This window comes from Streptomyces sp. NPDC043427 (assembly GCF_056436655.1).
In genome coordinates this window covers 57,077-73,764 of record NZ_JBWKCC010000015.1, presented here as the reverse complement: position 1 = coordinate 73,764, position 16,688 = coordinate 57,077, and the positions used below count along the sequence as shown (strand labels likewise).

Sequence of the window (16,688 nt, the reverse complement as noted above, 5' to 3'; positions counted from 1 at the left end):
CGGAACGGGTCGGTAGGACAGGATCGGCTCTCATGGACCTGCTGAACACGCTGGTGGACAAGGGGCTTCGGCGCGAGCTGCCGACCCGCGAGGAGGCGCTGGCCGTCCTGGCCACGTCCGACGACGACCTGCTCGATGTGGTGGCCGCGGCCGGAAAGGTACGCCGGCACTGGTTCGGGCGACGGGTGAAACTCAACTATCTCGTCAACCTGAAGTCCGGGCTGTGCCCGGAGGACTGCTCCTACTGCTCCCAGCGGCTCGGCTCCAAGGCCGAGATCCTGAAGTACACCTGGCTCAAACCCGACCAGGCCTCCGAGGCCGCGGCGGCCGGGCTGGCGGGTGGCGCCAAGCGGGTCTGCCTGGTGGCGAGCGGGCGCGGGCCGACCGACCGTGACGTGGACCGGGTCTCCGAGACCATCAAGACGATCAAGGAGCAGAACGAGGGCGTCGAGGTGTGCGCCTGTCTCGGTCTGCTCACCGACGGCCAGGCGGAGCGGCTGCGCGATGCGGGCGCGGACGCGTACAACCACAACCTCAACACCTCCGAGGGCACGTACGGGGACATCACGACCACCCACACGTACGCCGACCGGGTGGACACCGTGCAGAAGGCGCACGCGGCGGGTCTGTCGGCGTGCTCCGGGCTGATCGCCGGAATGGGCGAGTCGGACGAGGACCTGGTGGACGTGGTCTACTCGCTGCGCGAGCTGGACCCCGACTCCGTTCCGGTGAACTTCCTGATCCCGTTCGAGGGCACCCCGCTGGCCAAGGAGTGGAACCTCACCCCGCAGCGCTGTCTGCGCATCCTGGCGATGGTCCGCTTCGTCTGCCCGGACGTCGAGGTGCGCATCGCGGGTGGCCGTGAGGTCCATCTGCGCACGATGCAGCCCCTCGCGCTGCACCTGGCCAACTCGATCTTCCTCGGCGACTACCTCACCAGCGAGGGCCAGGCCGGCAAGGCCGACCTGGACATGATCGCGGACGCCGGGTTCGAGGTGGAGGGTGCGGGCGAGGTGACACTGCCGGAGCATCGCGTCGCGGGCGGCGGGAGTTGCGGGTCGCACGCGAGCGGTGGCGGCTGCGGGTCGCACGAGGGCGCGGGCTGCGGGTCGCACGAGGGCGCGGGCTGTGGCTCTCACGCGGGCGGTGGTGTGTGCGGCAGCGCACCCGCTGCCGCGTCCTCGGCCACTTCCACGCTCTCGGCCAACGAGGCCCGTACGGATCTGGTCGCCGTGCGCCGCCGTGGTGCCGGTACGGACCTCGCGCCCAATGCCTGAGCTGGACGTCTCCGAGCTGCTCGAGCTCGACCGGCGGCATGTGTGGCATCCGTACGGTCCGATGCCCGGTCGCGTTGACCCGCTCGTCGTGGAGTCGGCGAGCGGGGTGCGGCTGCGGCTCGCGGACGGCGCGGGCGAGCTGGTCGACGGCATGTCGTCCTGGTGGTCGGCGATCCACGGCTACAACCACCCGGTGCTGAACGAGGCCGCGCGCGGGCAGGTCGGGCGGATGAGCCACGTGATGTTCGGCGGGCTCACCCACGAGCCCGCCGTACGGTTGGCGAAGCGACTTGTCGACATCTCACCCGACGGTCTGGAGCACGTCTTCCTCGCGGACTCCGGGTCGGTGTCGGTCGAGGTCGCGGTCAAGATGTGCCTGCAGTACTGGCGTTCGCTCGGCCGCCCGTCGAAGCAGCGGCTGCTGACCTGGCGTGGCGGTTACCACGGGGACACCTGGCAGCCGATGTCGGTGTGCGACCCCGAGGGCGGGATGCACGAGCTGTGGACCGGCGTGCTGCCCCGGCAGGTGTTCGTGGGCCCGCCGCCGGTCGCGTACGAGGAGTCGTACGCGCAGGAGTTGCGCGCCACGATCGCACGGCACGCCGACGAGCTGGCCGCGGTGATCGTCGAGCCGGTGGTACAGGGCGCCGGCGGGATGCGGTTCCACTCCCCCGCGTATCTGCGGGTGCTGCGGGAGGCGTGCGACGCGCACGACGTGCTGCTGGTGTTCGACGAGATCGCGACCGGTTTCGGGCGTACGGGAGCGCTGTTCGCGGCGGAGCACGCGGCGGTGACGCCGGACGTGATGTGTGTCGGCAAGGCGCTGACCGGCGGCTATCTGACGATGGCGGCGACGCTGTGCACGCCTCGGGTGGCCGACGGGATCTCGCGCGGCGAGGTGCCGGTGCTGGCGCACGGTCCGACGTTCATGGGCAACCCGCTGGCGGCGGCCGTGGCGTGCGCGTCGATCGACCTGCTGCTCGGGCAGGACTGGCTGTCCGAGGTCAAGCGGATCGAGGCCGGCCTGCGGGAGGGTCTGGCGCCCGCTCTCGAGGTGCCGGGTGTGACGGACGTACGGGTGCTCGGTGCCATCGGCGTCGTGCAGCTCGACCACTCCGTGGACATGAAGGCCGCCACGGACGCCGCCGTGCGCGAGGGCGTGTGGCTGCGGCCGTTCCGGGACCTGATCTACACGATGCCGCCGTACGTCACGGGTGACGAGGACGTGGCCCGGATCGCGCGGGCCGTGTGCGCGGCGGCGCGGGAGGGATGACATGGCGGTACTGGTGATCACGGGCACGGGCACGGAGGTCGGCAAGACGGTAACGACCGCCGCGGTCGCCGCCGCGGCGCTCGCGGCGGGCCGGTCGGTGGCCGTACTGAAGGCCGCGCAGACGGGCGTACGCCCCGACGAGCGCGGGGACGCCGACGAGGTCGCGAGGCTGGCGGGCGACGTGACGGCGGCGGAGGTCGCCCGCTATCCCGAGCCGCTGGCGCCGGGGACGGCAGCGCGGCGGGCCGGTCTGCTCCCGGTCGCTCCGCGTGAGGTCGCCGACGCGGCGGCCAAGCTGGCCACCGAGCACGACCTCGTTCTGGTCGAGGGGGCAGGTGGCCTGCTCGTACGGTTCGACGATGCGGGCGGGACGCTGGCGGACGTGGCCGAACTGTTGAGCGCGCCGGTGCTCGTCGTGGCCTCCGCGGGCCTCGGCACCCTCAACACCACGGAACTGACGGCACGCGAACTGCGCTCCCGTCGGCTGGACTTCCTGGGCGTGGTGATCGGCAGCTGGCCCGACTCCCCCGACCTGGCGTCCCGCTGCAACGTCGCGGACCTGCCGGAGGTCTCCGGAGCCCCCCTGCTCGGCGCGCTGCCCGCCGGCGCCGGCGCACTCCCGCCACCCGCGTTCCGGGCAGCGGCCCCGGCGTGGCTGGCACCACGGCTCGACGGAACGTGGGACGCGGAGGTGTTCGGGGGGCGGGAGGGGCCCTGAGGTGTCGCACCCGGCCTGATGCGCCCCACCGGCGGCCTGATGCGCCCCACCGGCCGAGGGCCTCTCGTTTGGGCGGTGCTGGACCCCGCGAGCCCGGCATGATCCGAGCGAGAGGCCCTAGGGTCTTTCGTTCGGATCAGGCCGGATCAGGGAGCGGGGTCCGGTGCCGTGCATCGCAAGGCGGAGGAGGGCGGCAGGGCGGAGCCCTGCCAACCGACGACAACGCGGCGAGGCGCGGTGCCGGACCCCGCGAGCCCGGCATGATCCGAACGAGAGGCCCTAGCTGTCGGACGCGGCGACGAGTCGGACCAGTTCGATACGGGAACGGATGCCCAGGCGGCTGAAGACGCCTCGCAGGTGGTGGTCGATCGTGCGGGGGCTGAGGGCGAGGTGGTCGGCGATCTCGCGGTTGGTCGCGCCGTCTGCCGCCATGCGGGCGATGAGCAGTTGCTGGGCGGTGAGAAGGGCGGCGGGGTCGTCGGGGCCGCGCGGGGGTGCGGCGGGCGCTCCGAGGGCACGGAGTTCGGCGCGGGCCTGGTCGGCGCAGTGCGGGGCGCCGAAGGACTCGAAGGCCTCCAGGGCGCTGTGCAGTCGGTCGCGGGCCTCGCTGCGGTGACGCAGTCGGCGCAGGGCCGCGCCGAACAGCAGCTCCGTGCGGGCGCGTTCGTGGTCGCGGGTGCCGTGGGCGTGCAGGTCGAGGGCCGTGCGGTAGTGGTCGACGGCCTCGGCGCCGGGTGACAGCAGGGCCCGGCAGCGGGCGCTGAGGGCGAGGTCGTCGGGGCTGCGGACGGCGCGGGCCCAGCGGTCGTAGTCGGCGTGCGCGGCCCGGGCGACGCGGGTGTCGCCGGTGCGGGCGGCGGCCTCGACGTAGTGCGGGGTGGCCAGGTGACGGATGGCCCGGTGGCCGTGGCCGGGCCCGAACGCGGCGAGGGCGCGCAGGCGTGCGGCGGCCGCGGCGAACCGGCCGCCGCCGAGGTCGAGGACGGCGAGCGCCCACTGGGCGAGCGCGGCGGGCAGGCCCAGGCCGCGGGCGAGGGCGTACGAGCGGGCGGCGGCGGCACGTTCACGGCACAGGTCGGCGTCGCCGGTGATCGCCGCGAACATGGCGAGGGCGGCCTGGAGATGGCAGGCGCCGTTGTCCTGCCCGGTGGCGTACGCCTGGCGCAGGGCGTCAGCGGCGGCGGCCTCGCCCACGCGTGGGCGTCCGCTCCAGAAGTCGGCGTAGGCGCGGAACTCCATGGCCTGGGCGACGGTTCCCGGCGCGCCGCGGGTACGGGCGGATGTGGCGGCGCGCAGGGTGGCGGTGACGGCGCGGGTGTGGTCACCGAGCATCAGCGCGGCGATCCCGGCATGGATGAGGAGAGTGGGGTCCCCGCCCGGCCCACACCGCCCGGCCGTCGCCTCCAACACGTCCCGCGCATCCTCGTACCGCCCCTCCACCGCCGCCATCAGCCCCCTCAGCGTGCCCGGCACCACGACACCCGCCCGCCGTGCCACGACCACCGCCTCCCGACAGCGCCGCAGCTCACCGGTGTATACGGCGGCTTCGGTGGCGCGGGCGAGGAGGTGGGCTGCGGGGTCGGGGATGTCGGCCGAGACGGTCGTCCGGGTGCGCCCGCCATGGTCCCCGGCCACCGCCCCGGCTTCTCGCCCCACCCGGGTCGCCGCCGTCAGCAACGCGTCGAACGCCTCAGACGCGTTGCCCGTGCGGAGGGCGAGGAGACCGGTCAGGGTGTCGTCGGTGGTGTGAGGGGCGAGGTGGCGGGCCCGGTCCGCGTCGCCGGAGGTCCAGGCGTCGGTGGCGGCGTGGGTGAGGAGGCGGGACCGGTCGCGGGGGTCGGGGGAGAGTGCGGCGGCGCGTTCGGCGAGGGCGCAGGCCAGGGTGGGGTGGCCGGTGAGGCGGGCCCGTTCGGCGGACGTGTCCAGTTGGGCCGCGAGGCGGGCGCTGGGGCCGAGGGCGGTGGCGGCCCGGTGCCAGGTGCGTTGCGGAGTCTCGGTGGCGCCGCTGAGCACGCGGGCCAGCAGCCGGTGAGCCTCGCGTCGGTCCTCCGGGGGCGCCGTCTCGTACGCGGCGATTCGGGTCCAGGCGTCCCGGAAACGGACCCCGCCCGTGGTCGCGTGGGCGAGGCCCGCCGCCTCGGCGGGATCCAGCGGCCGGGTGTCGAGGCCGGCGGCCGCGACGGCGCGCAGGAAGGCGTGCGTGGCGACCGGGTACTGGTCGGCCGCGGCGAGCAGAAGCAGCAGCCGGGTGTCGTCCGGCAGCGCCCGCACCTCGGCGCGGTGCGCGCGCAGCAGCCTCGGGGCGAGTTCGGCGGGCTGCGTCGGGAGCGGGTCGAGCCCGGCCGACTGCCGTGCGGTGAGGAGCGCGGCGAGTTCGGCGGCGGCGCGCGGATCGTCGTAGACGCTGCGCAGCAGTCGGACCCGGACGCCCTCGGCCAGCGTGGCGGCGAGGTGCTGCCAGGCGTCCTCAGGCGGCGGTGGCGAAGTGCGGTCCAGAGGTGGGGGGTTCACCGGAGTCACCACGGCATCGACGTTACTCGCGGGTTAATTGACACGTAAAGACCGGCGATTACACCGATGCGGCGCGCGTAGACCCACTCCGACACTCCTGAACACCCCACATGTCAGGAGGCACCATGCAGCGCCACAAGCGTCGCATCGCCACGGCACTCTCGGCCGTGGCCGCATCGCTCCTTCTGTCCCTCTCCCTGTCCGCGCCCTCCGCTCACGCGGCGAGCCACCACCCCGTCGTGTTCGTCCACGGCATCAGCAGTTCGTCGAGCAGCTGGAACGACTGGATCGCCGACTTCAAGGCCGACGGCTACTCCTCCTCCGAGCTGTTCGCCTGGTCGTACGACTGGGGTCAGTCGAACACGACCACGGCCCGTCAGCTGGCGACCAAGGTGCAGAGCGTGCTGGCGCAGACCGGTGCGGCGAAGGTCGACATCGTGATCCATTCCATGGGCGCACTGAGCGGCCGCTACTACCTCAAGAACCTGGGCGGGACGGCGTACGTGGACGACTTCGTCTCCGTCGCCGGGACGAACCACGGCACCTCCGTCGCCTCGCTGTGCGGGTGGCTGTACACGTCGTGCAGAGAGATGAACACGGGCAGTGCGTTCCTCACCGCGCTCAACTCCGGCGACGAGACGCCGGGCAGCGTGACGTACGCCAGCTACTGGTCGAACTGCGACGCGGCGATCGACCCGGACTCGTCGGCCCTGCTGAGCGGCGCGACCAACGTCGGTGTCGGATGTGTCGAGCACCAGGACATGAACAACGACCACGGCATCTACGAGCAGGTCCGCGACTTCGTCGCATGAGAGGGCAGCGGGGGTGGGGCGGGCCCGTACGGGGGACAATCGCGGTAGAAGGCCAGACCCGTCCGGTCCGGGAGGTCGCGATGCCGTTGTCCGTCGGTGCCCGTAAGGCGTCCCGGGGGCCCGTCCACCACCCGCTGTTCGCGCGCTGCTACGCCCGGGTCAGCGTGGCCGCCGAGACCCGGGGCGGTCTGGGTGCCGTGCGGGAGCGGCTACTGGCCGGGCTCTCCGGCCGGGTGCTGGAGATCGGCGCGGGCAACGGGCTGAACTTCCGGCACTATCCGCGGGCCGTCTCGGAGGTCGTCGCGATCGAACCGGAACCACTGCTGCGGAAGTTGGCCCTGGACGCGGCCCGGCGCGCCGAGGTGCCGGTCGACGTGGTGCCGGGTGCGGCGGAGGCGCTGCCGGTGAAGAGCGAGGCGTTCGACGCGGTGGTCGTGTCGCTGGTGCTGTGCAGTGTGCGGGACGTGCCGCGGGCCCTCGGCGAGATGCGGCGGGTGCTGCGGCCCGGCGGCACGGTCCGGTTCTTCGAGCACGGCAGGGGCGGCGGGCGGGCGATGACGTTCACCCAGAGGGCCCTGGACCGCACCCTCTGGCCACCACTGAGCGGCGGCTGCCACCTGAGCCGGGACCCGGTCGCCGCGCTGCGGGACGCCGGTTTCGAGCTCGGCCCCTACCGGCGGATGCTGATGCCGGAGAAGGGGCCGAAGCTGCCCTCCTCGTACTGTGTGCTGGGCACCGCGTGGTGCCCCGACGAGGAGGCGTGATTCACACGGTCCACTGGCGCAGCTCGTGCGCGATGTCGTGGACGGACGCCTCGCCGCTCTTCACCAGTCGGGCCAGGTCACGCACCTGTTCCGGCGAGGTGGCCACCTTCAGGCCGCTGGCCACGAGGAAGGCGTAAGCGACGGCGGAGGCGAAGAGGGCGTTGGATCGCTCCAACGCCGGGACGTTGACGAGGAGTTGGAGCAGCGCTGCGGCGCGGGCGTGCGGGGAGTCATAGACGGGGACGTCGAAGATCTCGGCGCGGTGGCGTGCGACGGCGGCGACGAGGGCACCCCAGTCGGTGACCTGGGGATCCCCCGGCATCTTCTGTTCGGCGAGCATCAACAGCCAGGCGAGATCGATCTCGAGGTTGCTCAAGGGATCAGCCGCGACCCTCACGGTCGGTCTTCAGGTCGGTCTTCAGATCGGTGGTCGTGCCGAACTCCTCGGCGAACACCGTCTCGTACTGCTTCATGAAGTCGGCGGCGGCCTCCACGAAGGTGTGGCCGACCTCTCCGGTGTCCTGTCTGACCAGCTCTTCGATGTAGCGGTTGACGCTCATGCCGCGCGCGAGGGCGCGTTCACGGGCCGCGCGGGCAGTGCCCTCGTCGACGCGCACATTCAGCTGAGTCTTCGCCATACCTCGACGCTAGCGCCGGAGTGCTAGCACGGCAAGGGCCGACCGTGTTCGGTATTCGGGGGGCGAGTGTGGGCCCGGTCACACTACTCTCGGCTGGGACAGGGATTCGGCACGTCCACGCGAGCGAGGAGGCAGCCTTGTCCACACCTGCTGCGGAGCACGCCCCCGGTCTGGCCGCGGCCGACGGGATCGCGGCCCGCGCCCGCGGTCTGACCAAGGCGTACGGCTCGGGCGAGACGACGGTGCTCGCCCTGGACTCGGTCGACGTGGACGTCGCGCGCGGCCGCTTCACCGCGGTCATGGGCCCGTCGGGCTCCGGGAAGTCCACGCTCATGCACTGTCTGGCGGGGCTCGACACGGTCTCGGCGGGACAGGTGTGGCTCGGCGACACCGAGATCACCGGGCTGAAGGACCGGGAGCTGACCCGGCTGCGGCGGGACCGGATCGGGTTCATGTTCCAGTCGTTCAACCTGATCCCGACGCTGAACGCGGTGGAGAACATCACCCTGCCGATGGACATCGCGGGCCAGAAAGCCGACCAGAAGTGGCTGGACCAGGTCATCGACACGCTGGGGCTGCGCGACCGGCTCAAGCACCGGCCGTCCCAGCTCTCCGGCGGCCAGCAGCAGCGGGTCGCCTGCGCCCGGGCCCTCGCCTCGCGCCCGGAGCTGATCTTCGCGGACGAGCCGACCGGCAACCTGGACTCGCGTGCCGGTCTTGAGGTGCTGTCCTTCCTGCGGGAGGCCGTCGACCGGCTCGGGCAGACCGTCGTCATGGTCACCCACGACCCGGGCGCGGCCGCCCACTCCGACCTGGTGCTCTTCCTGGCGGACGGGCGGATCGTGGACGAGATGGAACGGCCGACGGCGGAGGCCGTGTTGGAACGCATGAAGCTGTTCGACGTGACCCGCGGCCCGTTCGACGCGTCCGGCGGAAACGGCGTGCGGCCCGCCGCCGAGGAGGCCTGACCCCGTGCTGAAGGCGACGCTGCGGAGCTTCCTCGCCCACAAGGGGCGCCTGATGCTGTCGGCGCTGGCCGTCGTGCTGTCCGTGGCGTTCGTCGCGGGCAGCCTGATCTTCTCCGACACGGTGACCCGTACCTTCGACCGGCTCTTCGCCTCCACCTCGGCCGATGTGACGGTCGAGCCGAGGCAGGACCTGAAGTCGTCCGTGCCGACCGGCGCGGTGCAGACCCTGCCCGCCTCTCTCGCCGGGCGCCTGGCGCGGGTCGACGGGGTCGCGGCGGCCCACCCGGACGTGGGCGTCGAGAACATCACCGTGGTCGACAGCGAGAACAAGTCGGTCGGGCCGACCACGGGCGCGCCCACCATCGCCACCGACTGGAACCCCACCGACCGCAGCCCGGTGAGCCTGACGTCCGGCCACGCCCCGCGCGGCGCCGGTGAGGCCCTTCTCGACGCGGACACCGCCGACAAGAAGCACCTCGGGATCGGCGACACGCTCACGGTGATGGCACAGCCCGGCTCCTTCAAGGTCGAGATCGTCGGCATCGCCACCTTCCGGACGACCAACCCGGGCGCCGCCCTCGTGTTCCTCGACCCGAAGACCGCGGGGAAGCAGCTGCTGGGCTCGGCGGAGCAGGCCACCGGCATCTCCGTGGACGCGGCGCGGGGCGTGACCGACACCGAGCTGAAAGGCCGCGTCGACGCCGCGCTCGACGGCGGCGGGACCTACGACGTGAAGACCGCCGACGAGCAGGCCAAGTCGGCCGCCGAGGACCTCGGCGGGTTCCTCGACGTCATCAAGTATGTGATGTTGGGCTTCGCCGGGATCGCCGTCCTGGTGGGCGTCTTCCTGATCGTCAACACCTTCTCGATGCTGATCGCGCAGCGCACCCGCGAGCTCGGGCTGCTCAGGGCGCTCGGCGCCGACCGGCGTCAGGTGCGGCGCTCCGTGCTCACCGAGGCGGTCCTGCTCGGGCTGGTCGGCTCGACACTGGGCCTGGCGGCCGGCATAGGGCTCGCGGCCGGGCTGATCGAGCTCATGGGTGTCTTCGGCATGAACCTGAACGCCGCCGAGATGGTCATCGGCTGGGTGACCCCGGTGTCGGCGTACGTGGTCGGCTTGGGCGTCACCTTCGTGGCCGCCTACCTGCCGGCCCGGCGCGCGGCGGGCGTGTCACCGATGGCGGCCCTCTCGGACGCCGAGGTCGCCGGCGTGGGCCGTCCGCTCAAGGTGCGCGCGGTGGTCGGCTCGGTCGTGGGGGCGGCCGGTGTGGCCGCGCTCGCGGGCTGCGCCGCCGCCTCGAAGACGGCGTCGGCCGCGTCCCTGCTGGGGCTCGGCGTCGTCCTCACGCTGATCGCGACCGTCGTCGCGGGCCCGCTGCTGGTACGTCCGGTGATCCGGGTGCTCGGCGCGGGCTTCCCCGCGCTGTTCGGCTCCGTCGGGCGGATGAGCCAGCGCAACGCCCTGCGCAACCCCCGCCGTACCGGCGCCACCGCCGCCGCGCTCATGGTGGGCCTCGCGCTGGTGGGCGGCATGTCGGTGGCGAGCGCCTCGATGTCCAGGTCCTTCGACCAGCAGATCGACAAGACGCTGGGCGCCGACTTCGTCATCCAGAACGCCAACTTCACCCCCTTCTCCCAGGAGGTCACGGACGCGGTGCGTGACACGGACGGCGTCGGCCTCGTCGTACGGCAGCGGTTCGCGCCGCTCGCCGTACGCCTGCCGGACGGCAAGCGCGTCGAGACGACGGCCTCCGGCTACGACGACCAGGTCGACGACGTCGCCCATGTCACCTACGCCGAGGGCGACTCGGCGGCGGCGCTGGCGGGCGGCGCGATCGGCATGGACGTCGACTTCGCCAGGGACCACCGCGTGCGGCTGGGCAGTGTGCTCCCGGTCGAGTTCCCCGGCGACCGCCGGACCTCGCTGAAGGTGGGCGCGCTCACCGACCAGGACGCCGCCGACGGCTTCGGCATGCAGGGCGGGCTGTTCCTCGGGCTCGCGACCGTCGAGAAGTACGTGCCGGGCGGCCAGGACTCCGCGCTGTACGTGAACGCGGCCCCCGGCACGAACGCCGACCAGCTGCGCCCCCGCCTGGAGAAGACGCTCGACCCGTATCCGCAGGTCCAGGTGCGCGACCAGGCCGACTACAAGGAGCTCGTCCACGACCAGATCGCCGTGCTGCTCTACCTCGTGTACGCGCTGCTCGGGCTGGCGATCGTCATCGCCGTGCTCGGCGTGGTCAACACCCTCGCCCTGTCGGTCGTGGAGCGCACCCGGGAAATCGGGCTGCTACGGGCCATCGGGCTCGCCCGCCGGCAACTGCGCCGGATGATCCGGCTGGAGTCGGTGGTGATCGCGGTGTTCGGCGCGGTCCTGGGACTGGCGCTGGGACTGGTGTGGGGCGTGTGCACCCAGCAGGTGCTGGCGTTGCAGGGCATGAAAGCGCTGGCGGTCCCCTGGGGCACGATCGTCGCGGTCGTCATCGGCTCGGCGGTCGTGGGCGTGGTGGCGGCACTGCTCCCGGCGTTGCGTGCATCCCGCATGAATGTGCTGGCGGCGATCGCGCACGAGTGATGGAATCGCGGCGGAGGCTCAAGTCGCTTGTCGCCGAGGAGAGTTCATGCCGCGTCCGTTCCGCTTCGGAGCCAGTCTGATCGAGCTCGCGCCCGCCGAGGAGTGGCGCGCCAAGTGCCGGCGGGTCGAGGAACTCGGCTACGACGTGCTTCTGGTCCCCGACCATCTGGGGATGCCGGCGCCGTTCCCCGCCCTGGTCGCCGCCGCCGAGGCCACCGAGCGACCGCGCCTGGGCACGTTCGTGCTCAACGCGGGTTTCTGGAACCCGGCGCTGCTGGCCCGCGAGGTGGCGACGACGAACGCGCTGACGGGTGGGCGTCTCGAACTCGGGCTGGGCACCGGGTACGTACGGGCGGAGCACGAGGCGGCAGGGCTGCCATGGGGGTCGCCGGGCGAGCGGGTGGACCATCTGCGGCGCACGGTCGAGGAGCTGGAGCGGCTGCGGCCCCGGGTGCCCCTGCTGATCGGCGCCAACGGCGACCGCATGCTGCGGCTGACCGCCGAGCACGCCGACATCGCGGCGTTCACGGGCGCGCGCCCGGCGCCGGAGAGCGCCACGGGGCTGGCGCCGATCACGGCGGACGAACTCGACGAGCGGGTGGCGCTCTACCGGCGGCTGGCCGAGGGCCGCGAGGAGGCGGCGGAACTGAACCTGCTCCTGCAGATGGTCGCCGTCACCGAGGACCGTGAGGGCGCGGTCCGGCCGCTCCTGGAGCGGGTGCCGGACCTGACGCTGGAGCAGGCGCTGGAGCTGCCCCTCCTGCTCGTCGGCACTCTGGACGAGATCGTCTCGCAGGTTCTCGCGCAGCGGGAGCGGTACGGGTTCACCTACCTCACCGTGCTGGAGCCGTACATGGAGGCGTTCGCGCCGGTGCTGGCGAAGTTGCGAGGCCTGTGAGGGGTGGGGTGGGTGGTCGTCCGGATGCTGGAATTCCGCACCCGGGCCGGCCGCCCGTGATGTGATCATCCGCATGTCTGATCTGCGGATACGGGCTGCGACGCCCGACGACCTCGACACCGTGCTGGCCTTCTGGAAGACGGCCGCGGAAGGCACGAGCATCAGCGACGACCGGGAGGGCGTGGAGCGGCTGGTCGCCCGTGACCCCGATGCGCTGATCCTCGCCGAGAGCGGTGGCGAACTGGTGGGCACGGTGATCGCGGGCTTCGACGGGTGGCGCTGCCATCTGTACCGGCTGGCGGTGCATCCGGGGCGCCGCCGCCAGGGGATCGGGTCGGCCCTGCTCGCCGCGGCGGAGGAGCGCTTCGTGGGACTGGGCGGACGCCGTGGGGACGCGATGGTGCTCACGCGGAACGAGACCGCGCATCATGCGTGGCGCGCAGCGGGGTACGCGCCAGAGGAGCGGTGGCGCCGCTGGGTGAAGCACCTGACCGACTGATCGCTTTGCCGATCCTTTACTATCGAGGGGGGAGTCCAGTCATCCAGTCACCGCGTCCGTTCCTCCCGATGAACCCGCTGAACCTGATGAAACCCGAAGAAACCCGAAGAAAGGTGTGAGCGTCCGCCCATGGGCGAGCCTCCCAGTACGCGACATCGCGCGTTCCTTCCTGCCCTGTCCGATCCTGGGACGGAGGTGACCCGATGACCGAAGTGCTGCTGCTCCTGGTGGCGATCCTGCTGTCGGTCGCCTGCGGTGCCTTCGTCGCGGCCGAGTTCTCGCTGACCACCGTCGAGCGCGGCGAACTCGAACGGGCGGTGGAGCGCGGCGAGCGCGGTGCCTCGGGCGCCCTCAAGGCCGTACGGAACCTGACCTTCCAGCTCTCCGGGGCCCAGCTCGGCATCACCGTCACCAACCTGGTCGTCGGTATGCTCGCCGAGCCGTCGATCGCCAAGCTGATCGCGGGCCCACTGGAGGCCATGGGCATCCCGGAGGGGGCCTCGTCGTCGATCGCCCTGGTGCTCGGTACGGCCCTGTCGACCGTCTTCCTGATGGTCGTCGGCGAGCTCGTGCCCAAGAACTGGGCGATCTCCGCGCCGCTGGCCATGGCCAAGCGGGTGGGCAACGCACAGCGCTGGTTCAGCGCGGCCTTCCGCCCCTTCATCACCCACCTCAACAACACGGCGAACCGCGTGGTGCGCCGCATGGGCGTAGAGCCCGCCGAGGAGTTGGCCTCCGCGCGCGGACCGCAGGAACTGGCGGCCCTGGCCCGGCACTCCGCCAAGCAGGGCGCCCTGGAGGCGGACACCGCCGAACTGTTCGTACGGACCCTGAACCTCGCCGACCTGACCGCCGGGAACGTGATGACTCCGCGCGTGCAGGTCATCGCCCTCGACGCCCAGGCGACCTGCGAGGACGTGGCGAACGCGACGCGGGCGACGGGCCTGTCCCGCTTCCCCGTCTTCCGCGGCAACCTCGACTCGGTGGTCGGCACGGCCCACGTCAAGGACGTGCTGACGGTGCCCGCGGAGCACCGGCCGCGCGTGTCGGTCGCCGAGATGATGCGCGAGCCGCTGCTCGTGCCGCAGTCGCTGACCGTGGACCGGCTCCTGGACCGGCTGTCCGGCAAGCGCACGATGGCCGTGGTCATCGACGAGTACGGCGGCACGGCCGGGGTGGCGACGCTGGAGGACATCGTCGAGGAGGTCGTCGGCGAGGTGCGCGACGAGCACGACCCGCACGAGATCTCCGACCTGGCCCCGGCCGGCACGGACGAGCACGGCCGCGCCGTGTACTCGGCCGACGGCGCCGCGCGCATGGACCAACTCGCGCGCGTGGGTCTACGGCCGCCCGAGGGGCCGTACGAGACGCTGGCCGGTCTCGTCGCCACGGAACTCGGCCGCATACCGGCCGTCGGTGACGTCCGGGAGGTCACGGGCTGGCGCATGGAGGTCGTGGACGCCTCCGGCCACCGCGCCGCGCGCGTCCTGTTGCACGCACCGCTCGACGACGCCCTCGAGACGGACGACGCCCCCACGCCGGGCGACGACAAGGAGGTCGGCCGGTGACCGCCGTACAACTGCTGATCGGCCTGGCGACCCTGGTCGTCAACGCCTTCTTCGTCGGCGCCGAGTTCGCGCTGATCTCCGTACGGCGCTCCCAGATCGAGCCGTACGCCGAACAGGGCGACCGGCGTGCCAAGAGCGTGCTGTGGGGCCTGGAGCACGTGTCCGCGTTGATGGCGGCCGCGCAGCTCGGGATCACGCTGTGCACCCTGGTGCTCGGTGTGGTCGCGGAGCCCGCGATCGCGCATCTGCTGGAGCCGGTGTTCCACGCGGTGGGCGTGCCCGCGAGCGCCGGTCACGCGGTGTCGTTCGTGATCGCCCTGGCACTGGCGACGTATCTGCACATGCTCCTCGGCGAGATGGTGCCGAAGAACATCGCGCTGGCCGAACCCGTGCGCAGCGCCCTGATGCTCGGCCCGCCGCTGGTCACGCTGTCCCGTGGCCTGCGCCCGGTGATCTTCACGATCAACGCCTTCGCCAACGGCCTGCTCAAGCTGATGCGGATCGAGACGAAGGACGAGGTCACAGCGACGTTCTCGGACGCCGAGCTGGCCCAGATCGTGAAGGACGCGGGCGAGGCCGGCCTCATCGACGACCGGGCGCAGGAGCGGCTGCGCGACGCCCTGGAGCTGGGCCGGCGCCCCGTGCGCGATGTGGTGGTTCCGCTGGCACGCGTGGTCTACGCGCGCGTGGGTGTCACACCGGAGGGGCTGGAGGGGCTGTCGGCCGAGTTCGGGTTCTCCCGCTTCCCCGTCGTGGACGAGGGGCGCCGGATCGTGGGCTACCTGCACGTGAAGGACGCCCTGGACGCCTCGCCCCGGGACATGGCGTTCCGGCTGCGGGACATGCGGCCCATCGCGCGCGTGCGGGAGACCACTCCCCTGGACGACGTCCTCACGGCGATGCGCGGCAGCCGAACGCACCTTGCGGCCGTCCTGGGCTCCGACGGCCGCCTGGCCGGCCTGGTGACCATGGAGGACGTGCTGCGGGAGCTGTTCGGGCAGCGGGCGTGAGGGGCTGAGGCGGGGCGGTGCTGAGGCCGTCGGTGCTGGGGCGGTTCGGAGAAGCGGGCCGACCGACCGATGGGTATGGGCCTCGGGATACCATCTCTGACGCCATGCAGACGAACGCCACGAACTCCACGCACCCCTCACACACCAGCCTGGTCGCCATCGGCGACTCCTTCACCGAGGGAATGTCGGACCTGCTCCCCGACGGTACCTACCGGGGCTGGGCGGATCTCCTCGCGGCCCGGATGGCCGCCCGCACGCCCGGCTTCCGGTACGCCAACCTCGCGGTGCGCGGGAAGCTGATCGGGCAGATCGTCGACGAGCAGGTGCCGGTGGCGGCCGCGATGGGCGCCGACGTGATCACCCTCGTCGGCGGCCTGAACGACACGCTGCGCCCCAAGTGCGACATGGTCCGGGTGCGGGACCTGCTGACGGAGGCCGTGGAGCGGCTCGCCCCCTCCTGCAAGCAGTTGGTGCTGATGCGCAGCCCGGGCCGGCAGGGCCCGGTCCTGGAGCGGTTCCGGCCGCGCATGGAGGAACTGTTCGCCTGCGTCGACGACCTCGCCGCCCGGCACGGCGCGCTCGTCGTCGACCTGTACGCGGCTCCCTCGCTCGGCGACCCGCGCATGTGGGACGTGGACCGGCTGCACCTGACGGCCGAGGGCCACCGGCGGGTCGCCGAGGCGGTGTGGCAGGGGCTCGGATACGACCCCGAGGACGCCGATTGGCACGCGCCCATGCCGGCCACCCTGCCGCCGGGCTGGGTCATGCGGCGCGTGGCGGACGCCCGGTTCGCCCGGCAGTACCTGCTGCCGTGGATCGTCCGCCGCCTCACGGGCCGCTCCTCCGGCGACGGGCTGCCGCCGAAGCGGCCCGAGCTGCTGCCCTACGAGGGCCCGGCGGCGTAATCCGCCATGGCCACGCGGGTGATCCACGTCGGGGGCCGCCTCCACGAGTACGGCCCCCGACTGGAAGACGCCCCCGCGGACGTCGTCTACGTCGGCCGCCGCTGGACCATGGGAGGCTGGGACCTCCCCCGGCATCCGCTGTACAACCCGTTCGCCTACGACACCCCGACGGAGCTGTGCCATGCGGGGGTGCTGGCGGAGTTGGCCGAGGCCCCCGGGTAGGCGCCTCCCGCGGGGCGTCGTAGCGGACATGCGGGAGGGCCCCACCCCCG

16 protein-coding genes are annotated in these 16,688 nt (G+C 72.4%); 13 read left to right on the top strand and 3 right to left on the bottom strand.

Annotation, left to right across the window (positions count from 1 at the left end; genetic code table 11):
* Positions 1 to 32 precede the first annotated feature (32 nt).
* From bioB to bioD, 3 genes are read left to right on the top strand one after another with little or no spacing between them, the layout of a single operon-like run.
* Positions 33 to 1,277, top strand: a complete 1,245-nt coding sequence (gene bioB, locus AC067M_RS23675) for a biotin synthase BioB (RefSeq protein WP_478699005.1) — start codon at positions 33 to 35, stop codon at positions 1,275 to 1,277.
* Positions 1,270 to 2,550 (top strand): adenosylmethionine--8-amino-7-oxononanoate transaminase, encoded by a 1,281-nt coding sequence (locus tag AC067M_RS23670; protein WP_478699004.1) that lies wholly within the window; start codon positions 1,270 to 1,272, stop codon positions 2,548 to 2,550. Before bioB ends, AC067M_RS23670 begins: the two co-directional genes overlap by 8 nt.
* Before the next feature lies 1 nt (position 2,551).
* Positions 2,552 to 3,268, top strand: a complete 717-nt coding sequence (gene bioD / locus AC067M_RS23665; protein WP_478699003.1) for a dethiobiotin synthase — start codon at positions 2,552 to 2,554, stop codon at positions 3,266 to 3,268.
* 279 nt (positions 3,269 to 3,547) lie between these two features.
* On the opposite strand, the gene AC067M_RS23660 is transcribed toward bioD, so the two are convergent.
* Entirely contained in the window at positions 3,548 to 5,791 is a 2,244-nt protein-coding gene (locus tag AC067M_RS23660; protein WP_478699002.1) for a helix-turn-helix transcriptional regulator, read from the bottom strand.
* Between the two features lie 113 nt (positions 5,792 to 5,904).
* Between AC067M_RS23660 and AC067M_RS23655 the strand changes: the two genes are divergently transcribed.
* Both AC067M_RS23655 and AC067M_RS23650 read left to right on the top strand, forming a co-directional pair.
* Entirely contained in the window at positions 5,905 to 6,591 is a 687-nt protein-coding gene (locus AC067M_RS23655) for an esterase/lipase family protein (RefSeq protein WP_478699001.1), read from the top strand.
* An 80-nt stretch (positions 6,592 to 6,671) separates the two neighbouring features.
* Complete coding sequence (locus AC067M_RS23650; protein WP_478699000.1) at positions 6,672 to 7,355, top strand: class I SAM-dependent methyltransferase; 684 nt, start codon at positions 6,672 to 6,674, stop codon at positions 7,353 to 7,355.
* Between the two features lies 1 nt (position 7,356).
* Here AC067M_RS23650 and AC067M_RS23645 read toward each other — a convergent pair whose 3' ends face one another.
* Together AC067M_RS23645 and AC067M_RS23640 are read right to left on the bottom strand one after the other, a co-directional pair.
* Positions 7,357 to 7,731, bottom strand: a complete 375-nt coding sequence (locus AC067M_RS23645; protein ID WP_133931860.1) for a fic family toxin-antitoxin system, toxin component — start codon at positions 7,729 to 7,731, stop codon at positions 7,357 to 7,359.
* Positions 7,732 to 7,735: 4 nt separating this feature from the next.
* Positions 7,736 to 7,993 (bottom strand): toxin-antitoxin system HicB family antitoxin, encoded by a 258-nt coding sequence (locus AC067M_RS23640; protein ID WP_478698999.1) that lies wholly within the window; start codon positions 7,991 to 7,993, stop codon positions 7,736 to 7,738.
* A gap of 137 nt (positions 7,994 to 8,130) precedes the next feature.
* Here AC067M_RS23640 and AC067M_RS23635 point away from each other — a divergent pair, with 137 nt between their 5' ends.
* From AC067M_RS23635 to AC067M_RS23600, 8 genes are all read left to right on the top strand, one after another.
* Positions 8,131 to 8,961 (top strand): ABC transporter ATP-binding protein, encoded by an 831-nt coding sequence (locus AC067M_RS23635; RefSeq protein ID WP_478698998.1) that lies wholly within the window; start codon positions 8,131 to 8,133, stop codon positions 8,959 to 8,961.
* A gap of 4 nt (positions 8,962 to 8,965) precedes the next feature.
* Positions 8,966 to 11,536, top strand: coding sequence for an ABC transporter permease (locus AC067M_RS23630; protein WP_478698997.1), 2,571 nt, complete (start codon positions 8,966 to 8,968; stop codon positions 11,534 to 11,536).
* A gap of 46 nt (positions 11,537 to 11,582) precedes the next feature.
* Positions 11,583 to 12,434, top strand: a complete 852-nt coding sequence (locus tag AC067M_RS23625; protein WP_478698996.1) for an LLM class F420-dependent oxidoreductase — start codon at positions 11,583 to 11,585, stop codon at positions 12,432 to 12,434.
* A gap of 73 nt (positions 12,435 to 12,507) precedes the next feature.
* On the top strand, positions 12,508 to 12,933 hold the full coding sequence (locus tag AC067M_RS23620) for a GNAT family N-acetyltransferase (RefSeq protein WP_478698995.1): 426 nt from the start codon (positions 12,508 to 12,510) through the stop codon (positions 12,931 to 12,933).
* A gap of 203 nt (positions 12,934 to 13,136) precedes the next feature.
* Positions 13,137 to 14,501, top strand: coding sequence for a hemolysin family protein (locus tag AC067M_RS23615; RefSeq protein ID WP_478698994.1), 1,365 nt, complete (start codon positions 13,137 to 13,139; stop codon positions 14,499 to 14,501).
* Positions 14,498 to 15,511 (top strand): hemolysin family protein, encoded by a 1,014-nt coding sequence (locus tag AC067M_RS23610; protein WP_478698993.1) that lies wholly within the window; start codon positions 14,498 to 14,500, stop codon positions 15,509 to 15,511. The genes AC067M_RS23615 and AC067M_RS23610 overlap by 4 nt, the downstream gene beginning before the upstream one ends.
* Before the next feature lie 104 nt (positions 15,512 to 15,615).
* Positions 15,616 to 16,416, top strand: coding sequence for an SGNH/GDSL hydrolase family protein (locus tag AC067M_RS23605; protein WP_478698992.1), 801 nt, complete (start codon positions 15,616 to 15,618; stop codon positions 16,414 to 16,416).
* Positions 16,417 to 16,422: 6 nt separating this feature from the next.
* Positions 16,423 to 16,638, top strand: coding sequence for a hypothetical protein (locus AC067M_RS23600; RefSeq protein WP_478698991.1), 216 nt, complete (start codon positions 16,423 to 16,425; stop codon positions 16,636 to 16,638).
* Positions 16,639 to 16,688: the final 50 nt, after the last annotated feature.

Excerpts from the sequence above, each read along its gene's own strand:
- AC067M_RS23620 (WP_478698995.1), top strand. The coding sequence starts at position 12,508 with ATGTCTGATCTGCGGATACGGGCTGCGACGCCCGACGACCTCGACACC.
- AC067M_RS23605 (WP_478698992.1), top strand. The coding sequence starts at position 15,616 with ATGCAGACGAACGCCACGAACTCCACGCACCCCTCACACACCAGCCTG.
- AC067M_RS23640 (WP_478698999.1), bottom strand. The coding sequence starts at position 7,993 with ATGGCGAAGACTCAGCTGAATGTGCGCGTCGACGAGGGCACTGCCCGC.
- AC067M_RS23615 (WP_478698994.1), top strand. The coding sequence starts at position 13,137 with ATGACCGAAGTGCTGCTGCTCCTGGTGGCGATCCTGCTGTCGGTCGCC.
- AC067M_RS23600 (WP_478698991.1), top strand. The coding sequence starts at position 16,423 with ATGGCCACGCGGGTGATCCACGTCGGGGGCCGCCTCCACGAGTACGGC.
- AC067M_RS23625 (WP_478698996.1), top strand. The coding sequence starts at position 11,583 with ATGCCGCGTCCGTTCCGCTTCGGAGCCAGTCTGATCGAGCTCGCGCCC.
- AC067M_RS23655 (WP_478699001.1), top strand. The coding sequence starts at position 5,905 with ATGCAGCGCCACAAGCGTCGCATCGCCACGGCACTCTCGGCCGTGGCC.
- bioD (WP_478699003.1), top strand. The coding sequence starts at position 2,552 with ATGGCGGTACTGGTGATCACGGGCACGGGCACGGAGGTCGGCAAGACG.
- AC067M_RS23650 (WP_478699000.1), top strand. The coding sequence starts at position 6,672 with ATGCCGTTGTCCGTCGGTGCCCGTAAGGCGTCCCGGGGGCCCGTCCAC.
- AC067M_RS23670 (WP_478699004.1), top strand. The coding sequence starts at position 1,270 with ATGCCTGAGCTGGACGTCTCCGAGCTGCTCGAGCTCGACCGGCGGCAT.
- bioB (WP_478699005.1), top strand. The coding sequence starts at position 33 with ATGGACCTGCTGAACACGCTGGTGGACAAGGGGCTTCGGCGCGAGCTG.